A 15,601-nucleotide genomic window follows, 5' to 3' on the forward strand; every position below is an offset into this window, starting at 1 on the left:
TCTAGTCGTACGTCACCCGCGGGTCGAGCACCCCGTACAGCAGGTCCGCGACGAAGTTCATCAGGACCACCGACAGCGCCAGGACGAGGAACGTCCCCTGCGCCACCGGGTAGTCGCGTCGCAGGACCGCCCGAATCATCTCGCGGCCGATTCCGGGCCACCCGAACACCGTCTCGATGAGGACGCTCCCGCCGATGGCGAAGCCGACGGCGATGGCGGCCGCGGTGAGGACGGGGAGCATCGCGTTCCGGGCGGCGTGTCTGAACATGATGGCGCGTTCGGAGAGCCCCTTCGCCCGACAGATGTCGATGAAGTCCTCCGAGAGGGTCTCGAGCATGCTGTTTCGCATGATGAGCAGCGGGTAGCCCATGTAGTAGAACGCGAGCACGCACATCGGGGCGACGAGGTGGTGGAGGAAGTCGAGCGAGGTCACCATGTCGAGAAAGCCCGACGGTTCCGTGCCGATGCTCGTCATCCCGCTGAGCGGGATGAGTCCGAACGTGGCCCCGAACACCCAGATGACGAGGATGCCGACCCAGAAGCTCGGGATGCTCCGCCCGACGAGCGCCGTGACGACCGTGGTCTTCTCGAACCGCGACCCGCGGTACCAGCCGGTGAGCACGCCGAGCGTCACGCCGATGGCGTACGCGAGCACGAACGCCGACAGCATCAACACCAGCGTGTTCGGCAGGTACGTCGCGAGGATGTCGGACACCTGCGCGTTCGTGTTGAACGACCGACCGAGGTTGAACGTGGCCAGGTTCTCGATGTACCGGAGGTACTGGACCCACAGCGGGTCGTTCAGCCCGTAGCTGTCGATGATTCGCTGGCGCACCTCGGGGGTCATCTGCGGGGAGACGATGTACGATGTGGGGTCTCCCGGCATCAACCGGAACAGCATGAACAGCGCCGTCGCCACTGCCCACAGCGTCACCACCAACTGCGCCGTCCGCCGTACGAAGAAATTTAGTTTGCCCATTGTTTACGAGAGGGGACCGCGGCTCACTCGGGGAAGTGAGCCATGCCGTCGCTGAAGGTGTAGCCGGCTTCCTCCATCACGCCCTTGCCGACCTCGATACCGTCCTCCTCCTGGTACTTCGGCACGTCCGGGTTGCTGTAGTCGCCGAACGACTCGCCGATGAGGTTCCACCCCTGCGTGGCGAACCCGTACAGGAGCTGTTCGTTGATGGCCCGCTTCGGGATGGCGTGGACTGCGGCCTGCCGGACCGCCGGGTCGTCCAGTCCCGCCTGGCGGGTGTTCTGACTCAGGTGCCACCAGCCGTCGCCGGGGGTCTGCTGGACGCTGATCTGGTCCTTGCTCTGGTTGTCGTTCATCGGCTTGCCGATGCGCGAGAACGGCAGGTAGTTCAGCTCGCCGTCCAGGAGCAGCGACCAGACGGTCGAACTCTCGGGGATGATGCGCCAGATGCGGCGGTCGTAGTTGACCGTGTTCCAGTGGTTCTCGTTCTTGACGAGGCTGATTTCGCTCCCCTGGTCCCAGTAGTCGAACATCAGCGGGCCGCTCCCGACGGGTTCGGTGACCGACGCGTTGTTCGGGTCGCTCCGTTCGGACCAGATGTGCTGGGGGACGATGGGAATCTGGTTGGAGAACGTCTGGTGGACCGGGCCGACGGGGTTCGCGAAGTTGACCTGCACCCACTGGCCGTCGAGTTCGACGGAGTCGTACATCTCCCACTGGGTCGCGTACAGCGGGATCTGGTTCTCCTTGATGTAGTCGAGCGTGAACTTCACGTCCTCGGGAGTGACGTCCTCGCCGTCGTGCCAGGAGTGGCCCTCCCGAATCTTGTACCGCACCGTCGTCTCGTCCGGGTTCTCCCACTCGGTGGCGAGGCTGAGTTCCGGGTCGGGCTCGACGTCGCCGTTGTTGCGCACCAGCTTGTCGTACAGCATCTCGAACTGGTGGATGAGCTTCGTCTCGTTGTTGTACCCGAGCACGTTGAGGGTACCGAGCGTCTCGGACCACGAGCCGCGGAGTTCGCCGTGGTCGGCCGTCACCTCGAGGTTGACCTGCGGCTCCATGTGGTAGTAGCCGATGAGGTGGTCGGTCCAGTTGCTCACCTGGTTGTTGTTGTACGCGACCAGGTTCGGCATCTGGACGATGGGGTGCATCGGCACGTCCTCGTTGATGGTCGCCTGAATCTGGTGGAGCAGGTCCACCCGCTCGGACCGGTCGCTCGCCCGGAGCTGTTCCAGCAGTATCGGGTCGAGCTCCTCGTTGACGTACCCGGTGAAGTTCCCGCTGCCGGGCTCGGTGTTCGAGGAGTGGAACTGCTCGGGCATCCGGGTACCGGGGTAGATGCCCAGTCCGCGGCTCCAGGTGGTGAACCCGAAGTCGAACTGCTGGGTCGCGCGCTCGTACAGCGTCCCCCACTCGAACACCTCGACGCTCACGTCCAGTCCCAGGTCGTTCAGCCGGGTGCCGATGAGGTTGATGGCGTCGTGGCGCGCGGCGTTGTAGTTCGCCGGGTTGTTGAGGTAGGTGTACGACGGGAGCTGCTCGCCCGCCGCGCCGCCCGACGACTCCGTCGTCTCGCCGCCGCCGCTCTCGGTTTCGCCGCCGTCGGTCGACCCGCCGCCGCTCTCGGTCTCCGCGGGTGTCGACTCGCTCTCGCCCGAACAGCCCGCCAACGCCGTCGTTCCGATGGTCCCACCGGCCGCGGTGAGCTTCAGGAACCGCCGACGTGTCGGGTCGCTACGTGGCTCTGTCATGAGACGTGATGTGGGTATACATTTGTCTATAAAACTCTACCTCGTCCGTAGAGTAGGAGACATCCAGGTCGTAATTTCGACTGCATGGAAAGTTTGTGCCGCAGTCAAGCGGTAATGAAGTCGGTCACCGCCCGACTGCACCCCCGCCAGTCGCAGCAATATTTCCCCACTTATGCGTCGACCCGCGTCCGAAACGCCACCGCGGGCGCGGTCACCGCGAACGGCAGGCGCGACTTGTGTTTCTCGCAGGTACCCGTGAGGGTCCGGCGCGTACCGCCGAGCGTCGCCTCCCGCAGGTCGGCCGGCGAGAAGACGACCGCCGCGCCGGTGAGACGCGACGCCCGGTCGCCGTCGCGGAGGAGGTACCCCTCGTCGACCGGGAACCGAATCGCCTGGTCGGCGTGTTCGTCGCGGAACTCCGACGGAGTCGTCGCCGCGATGTCCTTCGCGTACAGCACGCTCGGGGGCATCGTGCTGGCGCGCTTCGTCCGCGTCGCCTCGTTCTCCAGCCGGGGGGTCCCGAACCGCTCGACGACGAGGTCGGCGTCGGCGCGCAGGGCCGCCTCGCTCGCGTCGCCCGCAGCCACGTCCAGGTGCCGGGCGTGGATTCGCGGCGGGTCGTCGAAACCGAGGCTGGGAACCGTGTGCCCCGCGGGGAACCCGTCCTCCTCGATGGCCGCGGCCACGTCGTACAGGTGGTTCGTGACGACGCCGTCGTCGACGAGCGACACCGACTGCGTCGGCCGCCCCTCGGCGTCGTACGCGCGGGCGGCCCACGACCCCGGCTGGACGGTGTCGGCGACCGACAGCGACGGCGGGCCGACGCGGTCGCCGACGGCGAACGGACTCGCTCCGAAGTACACCGCGTCCATCTCGAGGTAGTGCGCCAACTGGTGGATCAGCGCGCCGGCGGCGAGCGGTCCGAGCACCACGTCCGTCCGTCCCTCCTCGAGCGGTGACGCGTCGAGTCCGACCGCCTCGGCCGCGGCCGCGGTTCGAGCGCGGTCGGCGAGGGCGGCGAACCGGGCGGGCAGCGAGTCGAAGAACGCCCCGCCGGTCGTCGCCCCGTCGTGGCGGTGGAGCGTCGGCCCGTCGGCGAGCGCGACCGTCGTCTCGACCGACGAGCGGTCGAGGTCGGTCCGGACGGCGGTCCCGGTCGTCGTCGTCACGAGCGACTCGACGCGTTCGTCCCTGAGCGTCGCCCGCGTGCGGTCGAGCGCGAGACCGTCGAGCGCGTCCGCGAGGTGCGTCCGGACGCGGTCGGCGCGCGCCTCCGCGTCCGCCCCGGGCGCGTCGGGGTCGCCGCGCGACCACCCCGGGTGGGTCGCGCGGTGGACCGTCCCCCAGTCGTACGACGCCGGCGCGGACTGGTTGAGCAGCCGCGCCGACCGGAGCGAGCGGTCGACGACGTCGTCGAGGTGTGACTCCTCGAACGAGGTGACGTAGCGGTAGTCGGCGGCCCCCTCGACGAACAGCCGCCACCAGACGCCCGTCTCGTCGATGTCGGCCGCGCTCCGGACGCCCTCGTCGGTCACGACGGCGTCGGTCACCCGGCGCGACACCCCGCCGACCTCGGCGTAGGCGACGTCCTCGTCGGCCTCCAGACGGTCCAGCACCGCCTCGCTCGCGTCGATGACTGTCTCGTCCATGCTCCGGGTGGGGTGCCGCAGGGTCATAACTCACCCCAACGGCGACCGACGCCGGACGCCCGTCGAGTGGGACGCCCGTTCCCTTCCGATAACCAAATAGCCATGTGCGTCGTTTCCGATCCTCCGTCCGTTCAGATGCCAACGCTCACCACGGACGTCGTCGGCGACGCGTACACCAGCACCCACTCGTGGGACCTGCTGTGTGACCTCGTCGACGTCGACAACCGGATGGCGGGACAGCGGGGAGAAGCGGAGGGGGCGGAACTCGTCCGGGACGCGTTCGAGGACCACGGCCTCCGCGAGGCCCGCGTCGAGGAGTTCGACATCCCGGGCTGGTGGCGGGGGTCGTGCTCGCTCACCGTCGACACCGGCCGGGTCCACACGTTCGACGCGCAACACGAACTGCTCGAACTCCCGGGGACGCCGAGCGGCGAGGTGGAGGCCGAGATCGTCGACGTGGGCGACGGCCTGCCCGACGACTTCGCGGAGGCGGACCTCGACGGGAAGATCGTGATGGCGTCGAGCCTCACCCCCGACGAGTACGGCCGCTGGATTCACCGCGCCGAGAAGTACGGCGCGGCCGCCAACGCCGGCGGGGCCGCGTTCCTGTTCCGCAACCACATCGAGGGGTGTCTCCCCCCGACCGGCAGCATCGGCGACGACGAGGGTCCCGGCTCCATCCCGGCGGTGGGCGTCTCGAAGGAGGTGGGCGACCGCCTCGTCCGCTACTGCGAGGACGGACCCGTCGAGGCGTCGCTGTCGGTTACGTGCCGAAACGAACCCTCACAGTCGCGCAACGTCGAGGCCGTCGTCGGCCCCGACACGGACGAGGAGGTCCTGCTCACGGCGCACGTCGACGCCCACGACGTCGCGGAGGGCGCGAACGACAACGGCGTCGGCACCGTCCTCGTCTCCGAAGTGGGCCGCCTGCTCGCGCGGATGGAGGGCGACCTGGAGACGCGGGTTCGACTGCTCGTGTTCGGCGCGGAGGAGGTGGGGCTGTTCGGCGCGTACCACTGGGTCGCCACCCACGACCACGACCAGGTCAAGTGTATCCTCAACGTCGACGGCGCCGGCTACTCGCGCGACCTCGACGTCCACACGCACGGGTTCGACGCCATCGGCGACGCGTTCCGCGAGGCGAGCGAGGAGCTCTCGGTCCCCGTCTCCGTCAACTCGGGCATCCGCCCGCACAGCGACCACTGGCCGTTCGTCCAGGAGGGCATCGCCGGGGCGCAGGCCCGGTCGCTCTCGGAGGGGAGCGGCCGCGGGTGGGGCCACACCCACGGCGACACCCTCGACAAACTCGACCTCCGGGACCTCCGGGACCTGGCGGTCGGACTCGCCACCGGTACGGTGAAACTCGCCGAATCGGACCGGGAGGTCGAGCACAAGTCCGTCTCGGAGGTGCGCGACGCGGCCGTCGAGCAGGGGTACGAAGAGGGGATGCGCAACACCGGCAACTGGCCGTTCGAGGACCTCGACGACGTCGACGGCGTGGAGTGACGCGGGACGGCCCGGCGTCCTCCGGACCCGCCCGAATCGGAAGCGGCCCGGAGCGTCCCGGTATCGGGGTACCGCAACGGCGTCGCGGGCCGCGACGAGAGCGGCGTCGCACGCCGTCCGGACCGGACCGCGTCCGCACGTTTCGGTACTACTAATTCCTCCAAGCGGGACGTACCGGCTGAGTCACTAATGAAACTCCACGAGTACCAGGCGAAGGACATCTTCGCCGACGCCGGGATTCCGGTGCCGGAGTCGCGACTCGCGTCCAGCGTCGAGGAGGTCATGGACGCGGTCGAGGACATCGGCTACCCGGCGGCCATCAAGGCGCAGGTACACGTCGGCGGGCGCGGGAAGGCCGGCGGTATCGAGATCGCCACGAACGACGAGGAGGCGCGCGAGGCGGCCGAGTCCATCCTCGGCATGGACCTCAAGGGGTACACCGTCGACGAGGTCCTCGTCGAGGCGGGCGTCGACTTCGAGAACGAACTGTACGTGGGCATCACGATGGACCGGGGCGAGGGCGAACCGGTCGCCATGGTCTCGCGCGAGGGCGGCGTCGACATCGAGGAGGTCGCCGCGGAGACGCCCGAGGCCATCGCCCGGGAACACATCGACCCCGCGTTCGGTCTCCACCCGTACCAGGCCCGCAGCGTCGTGTACGAGGCCGGCATCGAACGCGACGTGGCCGGCGACGTGGCGTCGATTCTCACCACGCTGTACGACCTCTACGAGGATCGGGACGCCTCCGACATCGAGATCAACCCCGTGATGGTCACCTCGGACCGCGAGGTAGTCGCGGCCGACGCGGTGATGAACATCGACGAGGACGCGCTGTTCCGCCAGCCCGACCTGGCGGAGATGGAGGACGAGGCCGCAGAGGACGAGTTGGAGGCGAAGGCGAACGACTACGGCTTCGACTACGTCCGCCTGTCGGGCAACGTCGGCATCATCGGCAACGGCGCGGGCCTCGTGATGACGACGCTCGACCTGGTCGACCACTACGGCGGCGAACCCGCCAACTTCCTCGACATTGGCGGCGGCGCGAAGGCTGAGCGGGTGGCGAACGCGCTCGACATGGTGTTCTCCGACGAGAACGTCGACGCGGTCGTGTTCAACATCTTCGGCGGCATCACGCGCGGCGACGAGGTGGCGAAGGGCATCAACGAGGCGCTCGGCCAGTTCGACGAGATTCCCAAACCGGTCGTCGTCCGCCTCGCGGGGACGAACGCCGAGGAGGGGATGGAGATACTGAACACCGACCTCGTGCAGGTCGAATCGACGCTGGAGGACGCCGTCCAGCGTGCGGTCGGGAACGCCCAGGAGGCACGCCAATGAGTATTTTCGTCGACGACGACACCCGGGTCGTGGTACAGGGCATCACCGGCGGGGAAGGGGAGTTCCACGCCGGGCAGATGATGGACTACGGGACCAACGTGGTCGCCGGTGCCGTCCCCGGGAAGGGGGGCCAGGAGGTCCACGGCGTCCCGGTGTACGACACCGTGCGCGAGGCCGCCCGCGAGGAGGACGCGGACGCCTCCGTCGTGTTCGTCCCGCCGGCGTTCGCCGCCGACGCGGTGTTCGAGGCGCTCGACTCGCCGCTCGACCTCGTGGTCGCCATCACCGAGGGCATCCCGACCCAGGACATGGCGAAGGTGAACAAGCGCCTCTCGGAGGTCGACACCCAGCTCATCGGACCGAACTGCCCGGGCATCATCACCCCCGGCGAGACCAAACTCGGCATCCTGCCGGGCAACATCTTCGAGTCGGGCGACGTGGGACTCGTCTCCCGGTCGGGGACCCTGACGTACCAGGTCGTCTCGAACCTCACGGAGCGGAGTATCGGCCAGACGACGGCCGTCGGCATCGGCGGCGACCCCATCATCGGGACGCCGTTCATCGACGCCCTCGAGGCGTTCGAGGACGACCCCGACACCGAGGCGGTCGTGATGTGCGGCGAGATCGGCGGCGAGGACGAAGAGCAGGCCGCCCAGTACATCGCGGCGAACATGGACACGCCCGTCGCGGGCTTCATCGCCGGGCGCACCGCCCCGCCGGGCAAGCGGATGGGTCACGCGGGCGCCATCGTCAGCGGGTCCGGCACCGGCACCGCCGAGTCGAAGATAAACGCGCTCAACGACGCCGGCGTCCCGGTCGGCGACACGCCGAACGAGGTCGCGGACCACGTCGAGGACTTCCTCTAAAAAGCCCTCCCTCGGCGCGGCGCGACGCGCCTCGGTCGCCCTTTTATGTCCACCAGGGGAGCCGAATCGAGCCGAGCAGTGCGCGTTGCTCGTCCGGCCCGTGGAACGAACGAGCGACGGGCGAGCGGCGGTTTGTCCGCCGTCACGAGCCTGGCTACCCGCTCAACACGTCACGCAGGTCCTCCCGCCGGACCGTCTCGGCGGACGGCGGGTTCGCGTCGCCGCCGTAGCCGACGCCGGTGGCGACGAGGGCGACGTGCTCGCCCGCCTCGATGTCGCCACGTTCGCGGAGGTGACCGAGCGCCGCGAGCGGCGTCGCGGACGCCGCCTCGACCCGCATGCCGGTGCGTGCCATCCAGTCGCGCGCCGCGAGGACGTCGTCGTCGTCCACCGCGACGACCCCGCCGTCGGTGGCGCGGGCGGCCCGGAGCGCGCGCGTCCCGCTAGGCGGGTCGGGGTTGGCGATGGAGTACGCCGCCGTCTCGCCCACCTCGTCGGGGGCGAGGCGCGTCACCTCGTCGTCGCCGCGCGCGAACGCCGCCGCGACGGGCGCGCAGGCCGCCGCCTGCGCGAGGTAGAGCCGCGGCGGGTCGTCGACGAGACCGGCCGCCTCGGCCTCCCTGAGCGCTTTCCACGCGGCGCTGGCGTGCCCGCCACTGCTGACCGGCATCACGACCGCGTCCGGCGCGTCCGGGGCGAACGCCGCGAGGAGTTCGAGGGTCGTCGTCTTCTGCCCGGCGACCCGGAGCGGCGAGTCGGAGTTGACGAACTCGATGCCGGCGGCGGGACCGAGTTCGAGGGCGTCGTGGTACAGACGTCCGTAGTCGCCCTCGACGCGGACGACCCGCGGCCCGTACGCGCCGACGCGTGCGAGACGCTCCTCGGGAATGTCTGCGGGGACGAGCACCACGCAGTCGAGGTCCGTCCCCGCCGCCGTCGCCGCCACCGACGCCGCCATGTTACCGTGCGAGACGGTGCCGACCGCCGGAGTCTCCGCTTCGAGCGCGGCCGTCACGCCGACGGCGCTCCCCCGGTCCTTGAACGACCCCGTGGGGTTCGTCCCCTCCAGTTTCACGTGGACGCGCGCCCCCTCGACGTCGAGCGTCGGCGCACGCACGAGCGGCGTCCCACCCGCTCCCGTCGCCAGTCCCGACTCGGGGGGGTCGACCGGGAGGAGGTCCGCGAACGCCCAGACGCCATCGCGGTCGGGCCACGCGAACCCCTCGGGCGTCGTCTCGTACCACAGCGGTTCGCCGCAGTCGCACCGCTGTCCCGAGTCGGTGCGCGCACCGCAGGCGTAACAGGTGAGCACGAGCGTACCGAGGGGAGGAGGTGCTAAAAGCTCCCGTTCGGGAGCGCGGATGTCGGCGTAGCGCCGACCGTTCCGCGGTTCCTCGGCGAGCGAGCGACGCCACGACTCACAGACACATTTTGGTCGTCGGCCTGCCGGCTGTATCAGCGCAGTAAATCTAAGAAGCATAATACAACGAATCCGAACTTCCGCGTTCGTGTCGGTACGGGACGAATACGTTCGAATTCGAATATCGTGACGAATGATGTATATCAGCGCGATACGGGTTGAGAGTCCGGGCTTAAACCGACGGACTCATTTACGTTAGTCGAATAGGCCAGACACGTTCCGACGCTGACTCGTCGGAGAACCCAGCATGAATCGAGTACACTTCACCGCCGCTGTGGTACTGCTCTCCGCTCTCGCCGTCGCCGGCGCACTGGCCGGCCCCGCGGCCGCCGCGAACACGACGGTCCAGGAGGCGAACGCGAGCATCACGTACAACGACCAGGAGGCGACCGACTCCGTGACGGTCGAGTCCGCCACCCTGCCCGAGGGCGGGTTCGTGGTCGTCTACAACGCCAGCGGGGGCGTCATCGGGACCACCGAGGTGCTCGACGCCGGGTCCCACGAGAACCTCACCGTGGAGGTGTCGCCCGCGTTCGAACGCGACGACGTCTCCATCGCCGAGATTCACCGCGACAACGACAGCGACGGCGCGTTCAACGCCACGGTCGACACCGCCTACAACAACTCCAACGGCAACGCGGTGAGCGACACCGCGTTCATCACCGTCGGCTCCGGCTCGAACGCCACCGAAACCACCGAATCCACCGCCGAAGCCACCACAAGCGAAGAGACAACCAGCGAGGAAACCACCACCGCGATGGAGGAGACCACCGCAATGGAAGAGACCACCGCGATGGAGGAGACCACGGCTGCTGGCGGTGAGGAGACGACCGCGGCCGAGGAGACCGCGACCGGCGGTCCCGGCTTCACGCTCGTCGCCGCACTCGTCGCGCTCGCCGGCGCCGCGCTGCTCGCGCTGCGGCGGTAACGCGACCTCTCCGCAGTCTTCTCGCGTTCTCGGGCGATACGACCGACCAGCCGGTCGCTCGCCGCCTCCGAACTCGGTCTCCGAACCCGAGTGGCGTCGAAGCCGCGAGACTGAAACGTCTGGGTCGGCAACACGCTGGCGTGCCCCCGACCGATGACGAGACCGACTGGGTCGACGAGGTGCGCGCCACCCGCACCGAGAAGGACGAGTTCTTCGCGGACCACCCCCAGTCGCCGCTCTCGCCCGGGGAGCGCGAGTCGTTCGAGGGGCTGGCGTACTTCGACCCCGACCCGGCGTACCGGGTGACGGCGACGGCGAGCGTCCACGACGACCCCGAACCGGTCGACCTCACCGTCCGGAACGGGGAGGCGATGCGCTACCTCCGAGCGGTCGCGTTCTCGTTCCCCCTGCCCCGCGAGAGCGGAGGTACCGAGGCCGCGACGCTCACCGCCTACAGCCGGGAGGAGGAGGAGGAGGCGCTGTTCGTCCCGTTTCGCGACAAGACGACCGGACAGGAGACGTACGACGGCGGGCGGTACATGGACCTCCACCCGCAGGCCGACCTGAGCGACGGCGACGAGGTGACGCTGGACTTCAACCTGGCGTACACGCCGTTCTGTGCGTTCTCGGACGCGTTCGCGTGTCCGCTCCCGCCGGAGGAGAACTGGCTCGACGTCGCGGTGCGCGCGGGCGAGAGAGCGCCGTAACCCCGGGACGGCGGCGAGCGCGGAAAGTAAGCCTCATTACCGTCACGTCCCGAACTCGAGTATGGAACGACAGATGCTCATCGGAGCGGCGTTGATGGTCGTCGGAACGGCTCTCTTCTTCCCCGGGGTCGCCCCGAACACCGGCGGCGGCCTGTTCTCGCTCGTCCTCGTCCTCGCGGCGGCGCTTCTCACCTTCGGGACGTACCTCGTCGGCACGAGCGAGGGCGGCCGACCGGTCTGAGTTTCGGCCGACCGGCGAACGACACGGTCTCGCATCACCGGTACCGCGACAGCGACGCGTCGAACCCGCGCGCGAGCGCTCCGCCGTCGGTGCCGACGATCTGGTAGTCGAACCCGAGGTCCGCCCAGTAGTCGACCTGCGCGGGCGAGGTAGCGAGCGTGCCGACCGGGACCGGACTGTCCGCCAGCACCGACTCCGCGGCGGTGACGAACCGGTCCGACTCGTACCGGCCGAAGACGCCGAGCGCGGCCGAGAGGTCGGCGGGACCGACGAACAGCGAGTCCACCCCGTCGACCGCTCCCACGTCGGCCGCGTTCGACAGGCCGGTCTCCGACTCCACCTGCGCGACGGTGGCGAGTTCGTCGTTCGCGCTCGCGACGTACTCGTCGAACGCCTCGCCGTACTTCGAGGCCCGGGTCGCGCCGAGGCCGCGCCGGCCCGCGGGGGGGTACCGGACCGCCTCCACGAGCGCCTCGGCCTCCGCGGGGGTGTCAACCCGGGGAGCCATGACGCCGGCCGCGCCGGTGTCGAGCACGCGTTTGACTCTGACGGGGTCGTTCCACGCCACCCGGACGAGCGGCGCGGTCCCGGCGTCGGCGGCGTCGACGGCGCGGACCATCGACTCGACCGTCTCGATACTCGCGGGGCTGTGTTCGGTGTCGACGACCACGAAGTCCGTGTCGGTGAGCGCGACCCGTTCGGCCACCACGGGCGACGGTATCGACAGCCAACTGCCGGCCGGGCAGCCCTCGCGGAGTGCCGTGCGGATGGGTTCGTCCATACCGCACCGCTCGCGTCCGGGTCCGTAAATCGACGGGTGGACACTCGTCTTGCCGGCACCCCCGGTTACCGTGCCGCGTGCCGGACCAGTCCGGCGACGAACACGCCCCCGACGACGGCGGCGACGACCACGAGGAGTCCGACGACCGCGGTCGGTGACTGTCGGACGTGGTACGCGGCCGTTCCGACCGCCCCGCGGAGCGTCCGCCGGACCGCCGGCCGGAACGGCAGGTGGAGGTACGCGAGTAGTGTGACCAGACTCACTACCGCGTAGTCGACCGCGTCTCGCTCGCGTGTCACACCCGTACTGGTCCGAACGCGGTCAAAAAGCCACTCCTCGAATTCTCGGCGCTGAATTCCGATCCTACCCCTCGAAACCGGTCGCGTAGGCAGTCCGTAACTACGTAGTAATCGCTCGTCCGACTCGGTAGGGTCACGCGGTGGCCCGAGACATGGACGCGACGGGTCCCCGCCCTGGATGGAACGGGGACGACCGACCGAACGCGGAACGGCGCGCCGGACCGGCCATGGACCGGTTCCGCGGCGCGCAGTCCTGGAACGCTCTCACGGGGAGACGACCCGGGACGACCCCGCTCGCGCGCTGAGGCGCACGGTCGGCGTCGACGGTCGTGGTATGGTTTGGAACACGCGATTCTCGCTCCCGCCCTCCTCGGGCGGGGAACTCCGACTCGACGACGATAGCCCGCTGGCCGACCGGTCCTTCCCCGGTGCGAGAGAGACGAGCACCGCCGAGTAGCGCCGTCTTACTCCTCGTCGGACGCCACCGTGGCCGCCTCGACACGGCCGGCGTACTCCTCGAGTTCCTCGGCGAGTTCGCGTGCCTCGCCAGCCGACAGGTGGACCCGGTCGGCGTGCGCCGGGAGCGTCTCCAGAGCCGTGTTGTCCAGTTCGAGTTCGAGCGTCACCTCGGTGGGGTTCTTCCGCGGCGCGGTGACGTTGAGCACGGCCGGCGCGGCTTCGGTGAAGTCGTGACCCTCGGCCTCCCCGTCGAGGTAGTCGAACGTGGTGTAGGCGTTGACGCGGAGCAGCCTGTCGGGCATCGACTCAGTCGTCCGCGAGCGGCGTCCCGTCGACGCGGGCGGGCGCGGGGCTGTCGTTCATCGAGTCGTCCTCGGCGTACGGGTACCACGTCAGCTTCGTGTTGTGCATGTACGGGTCCTCGTAGTCCGTCTCCTCGGGTTCGACGAGGTCGGCCAGCGTCTCCTCGTCGGTGCGCTCCACGAAGTCGCGGAAGCTCTCGTCGCCGTCCCGGCGCTCCTCGAAGTTGGCGAGGAGGTTGGCGATGGCGCCGGGCACCTCGTCCGCGGGGACGCGCTGTTCGACCCAGTCGGCGAAGCGCGGGTCCTCGCCCAGTCCGCCGCCGAGACCGACGTCGAGCGCCTCGACCGCTTCGCCGTCCTTGCGGGTCTTCATCCCGCGCAGCGAGACGTCCGCGATCTGCGGCTGGGCGCACGAGGCCGTGCAGCCAGAGAGGTGGACGTGGAAGTTCTCGACGCCGTCCGGCAGGTCGACGTTCTCCTTGAGCCAGCGTGCGTACCGGACCTGGCGGTTCTTCGTCTCCACGATGGACAGCGAGCAGAACTCCGTGCCCGTGCAGGCGATGGAGCCGCGCATGAACGGGTGCGGGTCCGGGCTGTAGTCGTCGAGCAGCGGTTCGTCCAGCAGGGCGTCGAGGTTCTCCTCGGGCACGTCCGTCACGAGGACGTTCTGCCGCTGGGTGAGCCGAACCTCGCCGGAGCCGTACTCGTCGGCGAGGTCCGCGAGTTCGAGCACGTCGGCCGCTCCCATCCGCCCGACGAGGACGTTCAGTCCGACGTAGTAGTCGCCGTCCTTCTGCTCGTGGACGCCGACGTGGTCGTGGTGACCGCCGTCCGCGCGTCCGGAGTTGTACGTGTACGACTCGCGGAGGTCCTCGCCCGCCGTCTCCAGTTCGAAGTCGACGAACTCCTCCTGAAGGGTCTCGCGCACCTTCTCGGTGCCCCACTCGTCGACGAGGAACTTCATCCGGGCGTTGTAGCGGTCCTCCCGGTCGCCGTACTCGCGGAATAGCGCCGAGAGCGCGCCGCCGACGGCGTTCGCCTGCTCGGGTTCGACGAACACGTCGAGCGAGCGGGACAGGCGCGGTTCGTTGCGCGCGAGGCCGCCGCCGACTCGGACGTTGAACCCGCGGCGACCGTCCTTCTCGGCCGGTTCGTAGGCGAGGTCGTTGATGTCCCCCTGCCCGCAGCCCTCCCGGCAGCCGGTGACGCTCACCTTCCACTTGCGCGGGAGGTTCGTGTGCTCCTCGTGGCCCTTGAACGTGTCGTGGAGCCCCATCGCGACGGGGAGCGCGTCCACGTGTTCGTGTTCGTCCTTGCCGGCGACGGGACAGCCGACGATGTTGCGCCAGGAGTCGCCGCACGCCTGCTGGGTCGACAGCCCGTTCTCCTCCAGTTTCTCCCAGATGTCCGGGACGTCCTCCAGACGAATCCAGTGGAGTTGGATGGACTGGCGGGTCGTCCAGTCGGCGTACGCCGCGCCGAACTCGGGGTTCTCGCCCGGGCCGCGGGCGTACTCGTCGGCGATTTCCCCGACGACGCGGAGTTGCCCGGGTTCGAGCACGCCGTTCGGCGTGCCGATGCGCATCATGAAGTAGCTCTCCTGCCCGTTCCGCTGGTGGTACAGCCCCCACCACTTGAACCGCTCGAACCAGGCGTCGTGCTCGTCCTCCGGGATGGACTCCCACCCCTCCTCCGCGAACTCGTAGAGGCGCTCTCGCACCTCGTCCCCATACGCCTCGGACTTCCATCGCTCCACGTCGGTCGGCATGGGCGTACGGAGACGAGCCACACGCGTAAAGCGCCGCTCGCCGTCAATCCTCCCCGCGGCTTCCCGATAGGAGAGAGCGTTGCCGCTACCCCCGCTCCGCCGACGGGACCCGGACCGCACCGGTAGCGAGCGGGTGGAACGACCCGTCGACGACGCGGCCGGCCGGGAGGGGACCGACCGTCGCCGACGCGCCACAGCGCACACAGGTTCCGTACGCGTCGACGCTCACGGTCCGACCGTCGACGGTGACGCCGGTGAACCCCTCCACGAGGAAGTCGGCGAGCGCGCACTCACAGACACCGGTGATGGGCCACAGTTCGCTCACCGGGACCCGTCGTTCGTCGTCGACGGACACCCACGCGCCGTCGTCCAGAATGCGTAACGAGACGACCACGGACGTCGTTCGGGGCCGAGCGGGGTAACCGCGTCGGCGGACGCAACGAGCGACGCGTCCGACGACGAACGAAGTCGGACGAACCGAGTGACGGCGGTCGAATCTCGCCGTTCCCGGCGTGTCGGAGGGCGGCAACAGCGTCCGGTACCGGGGAGCGACGGTAGGGATTGTCGGGTGCGGCGGCTTATCCCGTCCCCGCCTCCTTCGGCCGGTATG

16 protein-coding genes are annotated in these 15,601 nt (G+C 69.2%); 7 read left to right on the forward strand and 9 right to left on the reverse strand.

Annotated features, from left to right (window positions below; translation table 11 throughout):
- Position 1: 1 nt before the first annotated feature.
- The 3 genes from AC6RUA_RS05585 to AC6RUA_RS05595 form a co-directional block, all read right to left on the reverse strand.
- Positions 2-979 (reverse strand): ABC transporter permease, encoded by a 978-nt coding sequence (locus AC6RUA_RS05585; RefSeq protein ID WP_499814947.1) that lies wholly within the window; start codon positions 977-979, stop codon positions 2-4.
- A 23-nt stretch (positions 980-1,002) separates the two neighbouring features.
- Positions 1,003-2,730, reverse strand: coding sequence for an ABC transporter substrate-binding protein (locus tag AC6RUA_RS05590; RefSeq protein WP_499814948.1), 1,728 nt, complete (start codon positions 2,728-2,730; stop codon positions 1,003-1,005).
- Between the two features lie 170 nt (positions 2,731-2,900).
- On the reverse strand, positions 2,901-4,379 hold the full coding sequence (locus AC6RUA_RS05595) for a metallopeptidase TldD-related protein (protein ID WP_499814949.1): 1,479 nt from the start codon (positions 4,377-4,379) through the stop codon (positions 2,901-2,903).
- A gap of 135 nt (positions 4,380-4,514) precedes the next feature.
- Between AC6RUA_RS05595 and AC6RUA_RS05600 the strand changes: the two genes are divergently transcribed.
- The 3 genes from AC6RUA_RS05600 (at position 4,515) to sucD (ending at position 8,086) form a co-directional block, all read left to right on the forward strand.
- Positions 4,515-5,885 carry a M28 family peptidase gene (locus AC6RUA_RS05600; protein WP_499814950.1) on the forward strand — a complete coding sequence of 457 codons (1,371 nt, stop codon included), beginning with the start codon at positions 4,515-4,517 and terminating at the stop codon, positions 5,883-5,885.
- Positions 5,886-6,074: 189 nt separating this feature from the next.
- A complete protein-coding gene (sucC, locus tag AC6RUA_RS05605; RefSeq protein WP_499814951.1) occupies positions 6,075-7,220 on the forward strand; it encodes an ADP-forming succinate--CoA ligase subunit beta in 1,146 nt (381 codons plus the stop codon).
- Positions 7,217-8,086 (forward strand): succinate--CoA ligase subunit alpha, encoded by an 870-nt coding sequence (gene sucD, locus AC6RUA_RS05610; protein ID WP_499814952.1) that lies wholly within the window; start codon positions 7,217-7,219, stop codon positions 8,084-8,086. Before sucC ends, sucD begins: the two co-directional genes overlap by 4 nt.
- 154 nt (positions 8,087-8,240) lie before the next feature.
- Here sucD and AC6RUA_RS05615 read toward each other — a convergent pair whose 3' ends face one another.
- Positions 8,241-9,398, reverse strand: a complete 1,158-nt coding sequence (locus AC6RUA_RS05615) for a pyridoxal-phosphate dependent enzyme (RefSeq protein ID WP_499814953.1) — start codon at positions 9,396-9,398, stop codon at positions 8,241-8,243.
- 355 nt (positions 9,399-9,753) lie between these two features.
- Here AC6RUA_RS05615 and AC6RUA_RS05620 point away from each other — a divergent pair, with 355 nt between their 5' ends.
- The 3 genes from AC6RUA_RS05620 to AC6RUA_RS05630 all read left to right on the forward strand — a co-directional run bounded on the left by AC6RUA_RS05620 (position 9,754) and on the right by AC6RUA_RS05630 (position 11,382).
- The gene (locus AC6RUA_RS05620; RefSeq protein WP_499814954.1) at positions 9,754-10,434 is read left to right on the forward strand and encodes a DUF7282 domain-containing protein; all 681 of its coding nucleotides are present in this window, start codon (positions 9,754-9,756) and stop codon (positions 10,432-10,434) included.
- Between the two features lie 140 nt (positions 10,435-10,574).
- A complete protein-coding gene (locus AC6RUA_RS05625) occupies positions 10,575-11,141 on the forward strand; it encodes a DUF1684 domain-containing protein (RefSeq protein ID WP_499814955.1) in 567 nt (188 codons plus the stop codon).
- Positions 11,142-11,202: 61 nt separating this feature from the next.
- Positions 11,203-11,382, forward strand: coding sequence for a DUF8178 family membrane protein (locus tag AC6RUA_RS05630; protein WP_499814956.1), 180 nt, complete (start codon positions 11,203-11,205; stop codon positions 11,380-11,382).
- 34 nt (positions 11,383-11,416) lie between these two features.
- Here the strand turns inward: AC6RUA_RS05630 and AC6RUA_RS05635 are convergent, their stop codons facing one another.
- On the reverse strand, positions 11,417-12,163 hold the full coding sequence (locus AC6RUA_RS05635; RefSeq protein ID WP_499814957.1) for an HpcH/HpaI aldolase family protein: 747 nt from the start codon (positions 12,161-12,163) through the stop codon (positions 11,417-11,419).
- Positions 12,164-12,228: 65 nt separating this feature from the next.
- On the reverse strand, positions 12,229-12,462 hold the full coding sequence (locus AC6RUA_RS05640; protein ID WP_499814958.1) for a hypothetical protein: 234 nt from the start codon (positions 12,460-12,462) through the stop codon (positions 12,229-12,231).
- A gap of 334 nt (positions 12,463-12,796) precedes the next feature.
- On the opposite strand from AC6RUA_RS05640, the gene AC6RUA_RS05645 reads away from it, so the two are divergent.
- Positions 12,797-12,919 carry a hypothetical protein gene (locus tag AC6RUA_RS05645; RefSeq protein ID WP_499814959.1) on the forward strand — a complete coding sequence of 41 codons (123 nt, stop codon included), beginning with the start codon at positions 12,797-12,799 and terminating at the stop codon, positions 12,917-12,919.
- 7 nt (positions 12,920-12,926) lie between these two features.
- On the opposite strand, the gene AC6RUA_RS05650 is transcribed toward AC6RUA_RS05645, so the two are convergent.
- The 3 genes from AC6RUA_RS05650 to AC6RUA_RS05660 form a co-directional block, all read right to left on the reverse strand.
- Entirely contained in the window at positions 12,927-13,223 is a 297-nt protein-coding gene (locus AC6RUA_RS05650; protein ID WP_499814960.1) for a DUF6360 family protein, read from the reverse strand.
- A gap of 4 nt (positions 13,224-13,227) precedes the next feature.
- Positions 13,228-14,991 carry a nitrite/sulfite reductase gene (locus AC6RUA_RS05655; RefSeq protein WP_499814961.1) on the reverse strand — a complete coding sequence of 588 codons (1,764 nt, stop codon included), beginning with the start codon at positions 14,989-14,991 and terminating at the stop codon, positions 13,228-13,230.
- Positions 14,992-15,076: 85 nt separating this feature from the next.
- Positions 15,077-15,385, reverse strand: a complete 309-nt coding sequence (locus tag AC6RUA_RS05660; protein ID WP_499814962.1) for a DUF8134 family protein — start codon at positions 15,383-15,385, stop codon at positions 15,077-15,079.
- Positions 15,386-15,601 lie beyond the last annotated feature (216 nt).

Source organism: Halorarum sp. SLYT50 (genome assembly GCF_059821265.1).

Bases quoted from the DNA above. Each gene is read 5' to 3' on its own strand.
- AC6RUA_RS05635 (WP_499814957.1), bottom strand. From the start codon at position 12,163: ATGGACGAACCCATCCGCACGGCACTCCGCGAGGGCTGCCCGGCCGGC.
- AC6RUA_RS05650 (WP_499814960.1), bottom strand. From the start codon at position 13,223: ATGCCCGACAGGCTGCTCCGCGTCAACGCCTACACCACGTTCGACTAC.
- AC6RUA_RS05590 (WP_499814948.1), bottom strand. From the start codon at position 2,730: ATGACAGAGCCACGTAGCGACCCGACACGTCGGCGGTTCCTGAAGCTC.
- AC6RUA_RS05630 (WP_499814956.1), top strand. From the start codon at position 11,203: ATGGAACGACAGATGCTCATCGGAGCGGCGTTGATGGTCGTCGGAACG.
- AC6RUA_RS05655 (WP_499814961.1), bottom strand. From the start codon at position 14,991: ATGCCGACCGACGTGGAGCGATGGAAGTCCGAGGCGTATGGGGACGAG.
- AC6RUA_RS05595 (WP_499814949.1), bottom strand. From the start codon at position 4,379: ATGGACGAGACAGTCATCGACGCGAGCGAGGCGGTGCTGGACCGTCTG.
- AC6RUA_RS05600 (WP_499814950.1), top strand. From the start codon at position 4,515: ATGCCAACGCTCACCACGGACGTCGTCGGCGACGCGTACACCAGCACC.
- sucD (WP_499814952.1), top strand. From the start codon at position 7,217: ATGAGTATTTTCGTCGACGACGACACCCGGGTCGTGGTACAGGGCATC.
- sucC (WP_499814951.1), top strand. From the start codon at position 6,075: ATGAAACTCCACGAGTACCAGGCGAAGGACATCTTCGCCGACGCCGGG.
- AC6RUA_RS05585 (WP_499814947.1), bottom strand. From the start codon at position 979: ATGGGCAAACTAAATTTCTTCGTACGGCGGACGGCGCAGTTGGTGGTG.
- AC6RUA_RS05645 (WP_499814959.1), top strand. From the start codon at position 12,797: ATGGTTTGGAACACGCGATTCTCGCTCCCGCCCTCCTCGGGCGGGGAA.
- AC6RUA_RS05620 (WP_499814954.1), top strand. From the start codon at position 9,754: ATGAATCGAGTACACTTCACCGCCGCTGTGGTACTGCTCTCCGCTCTC.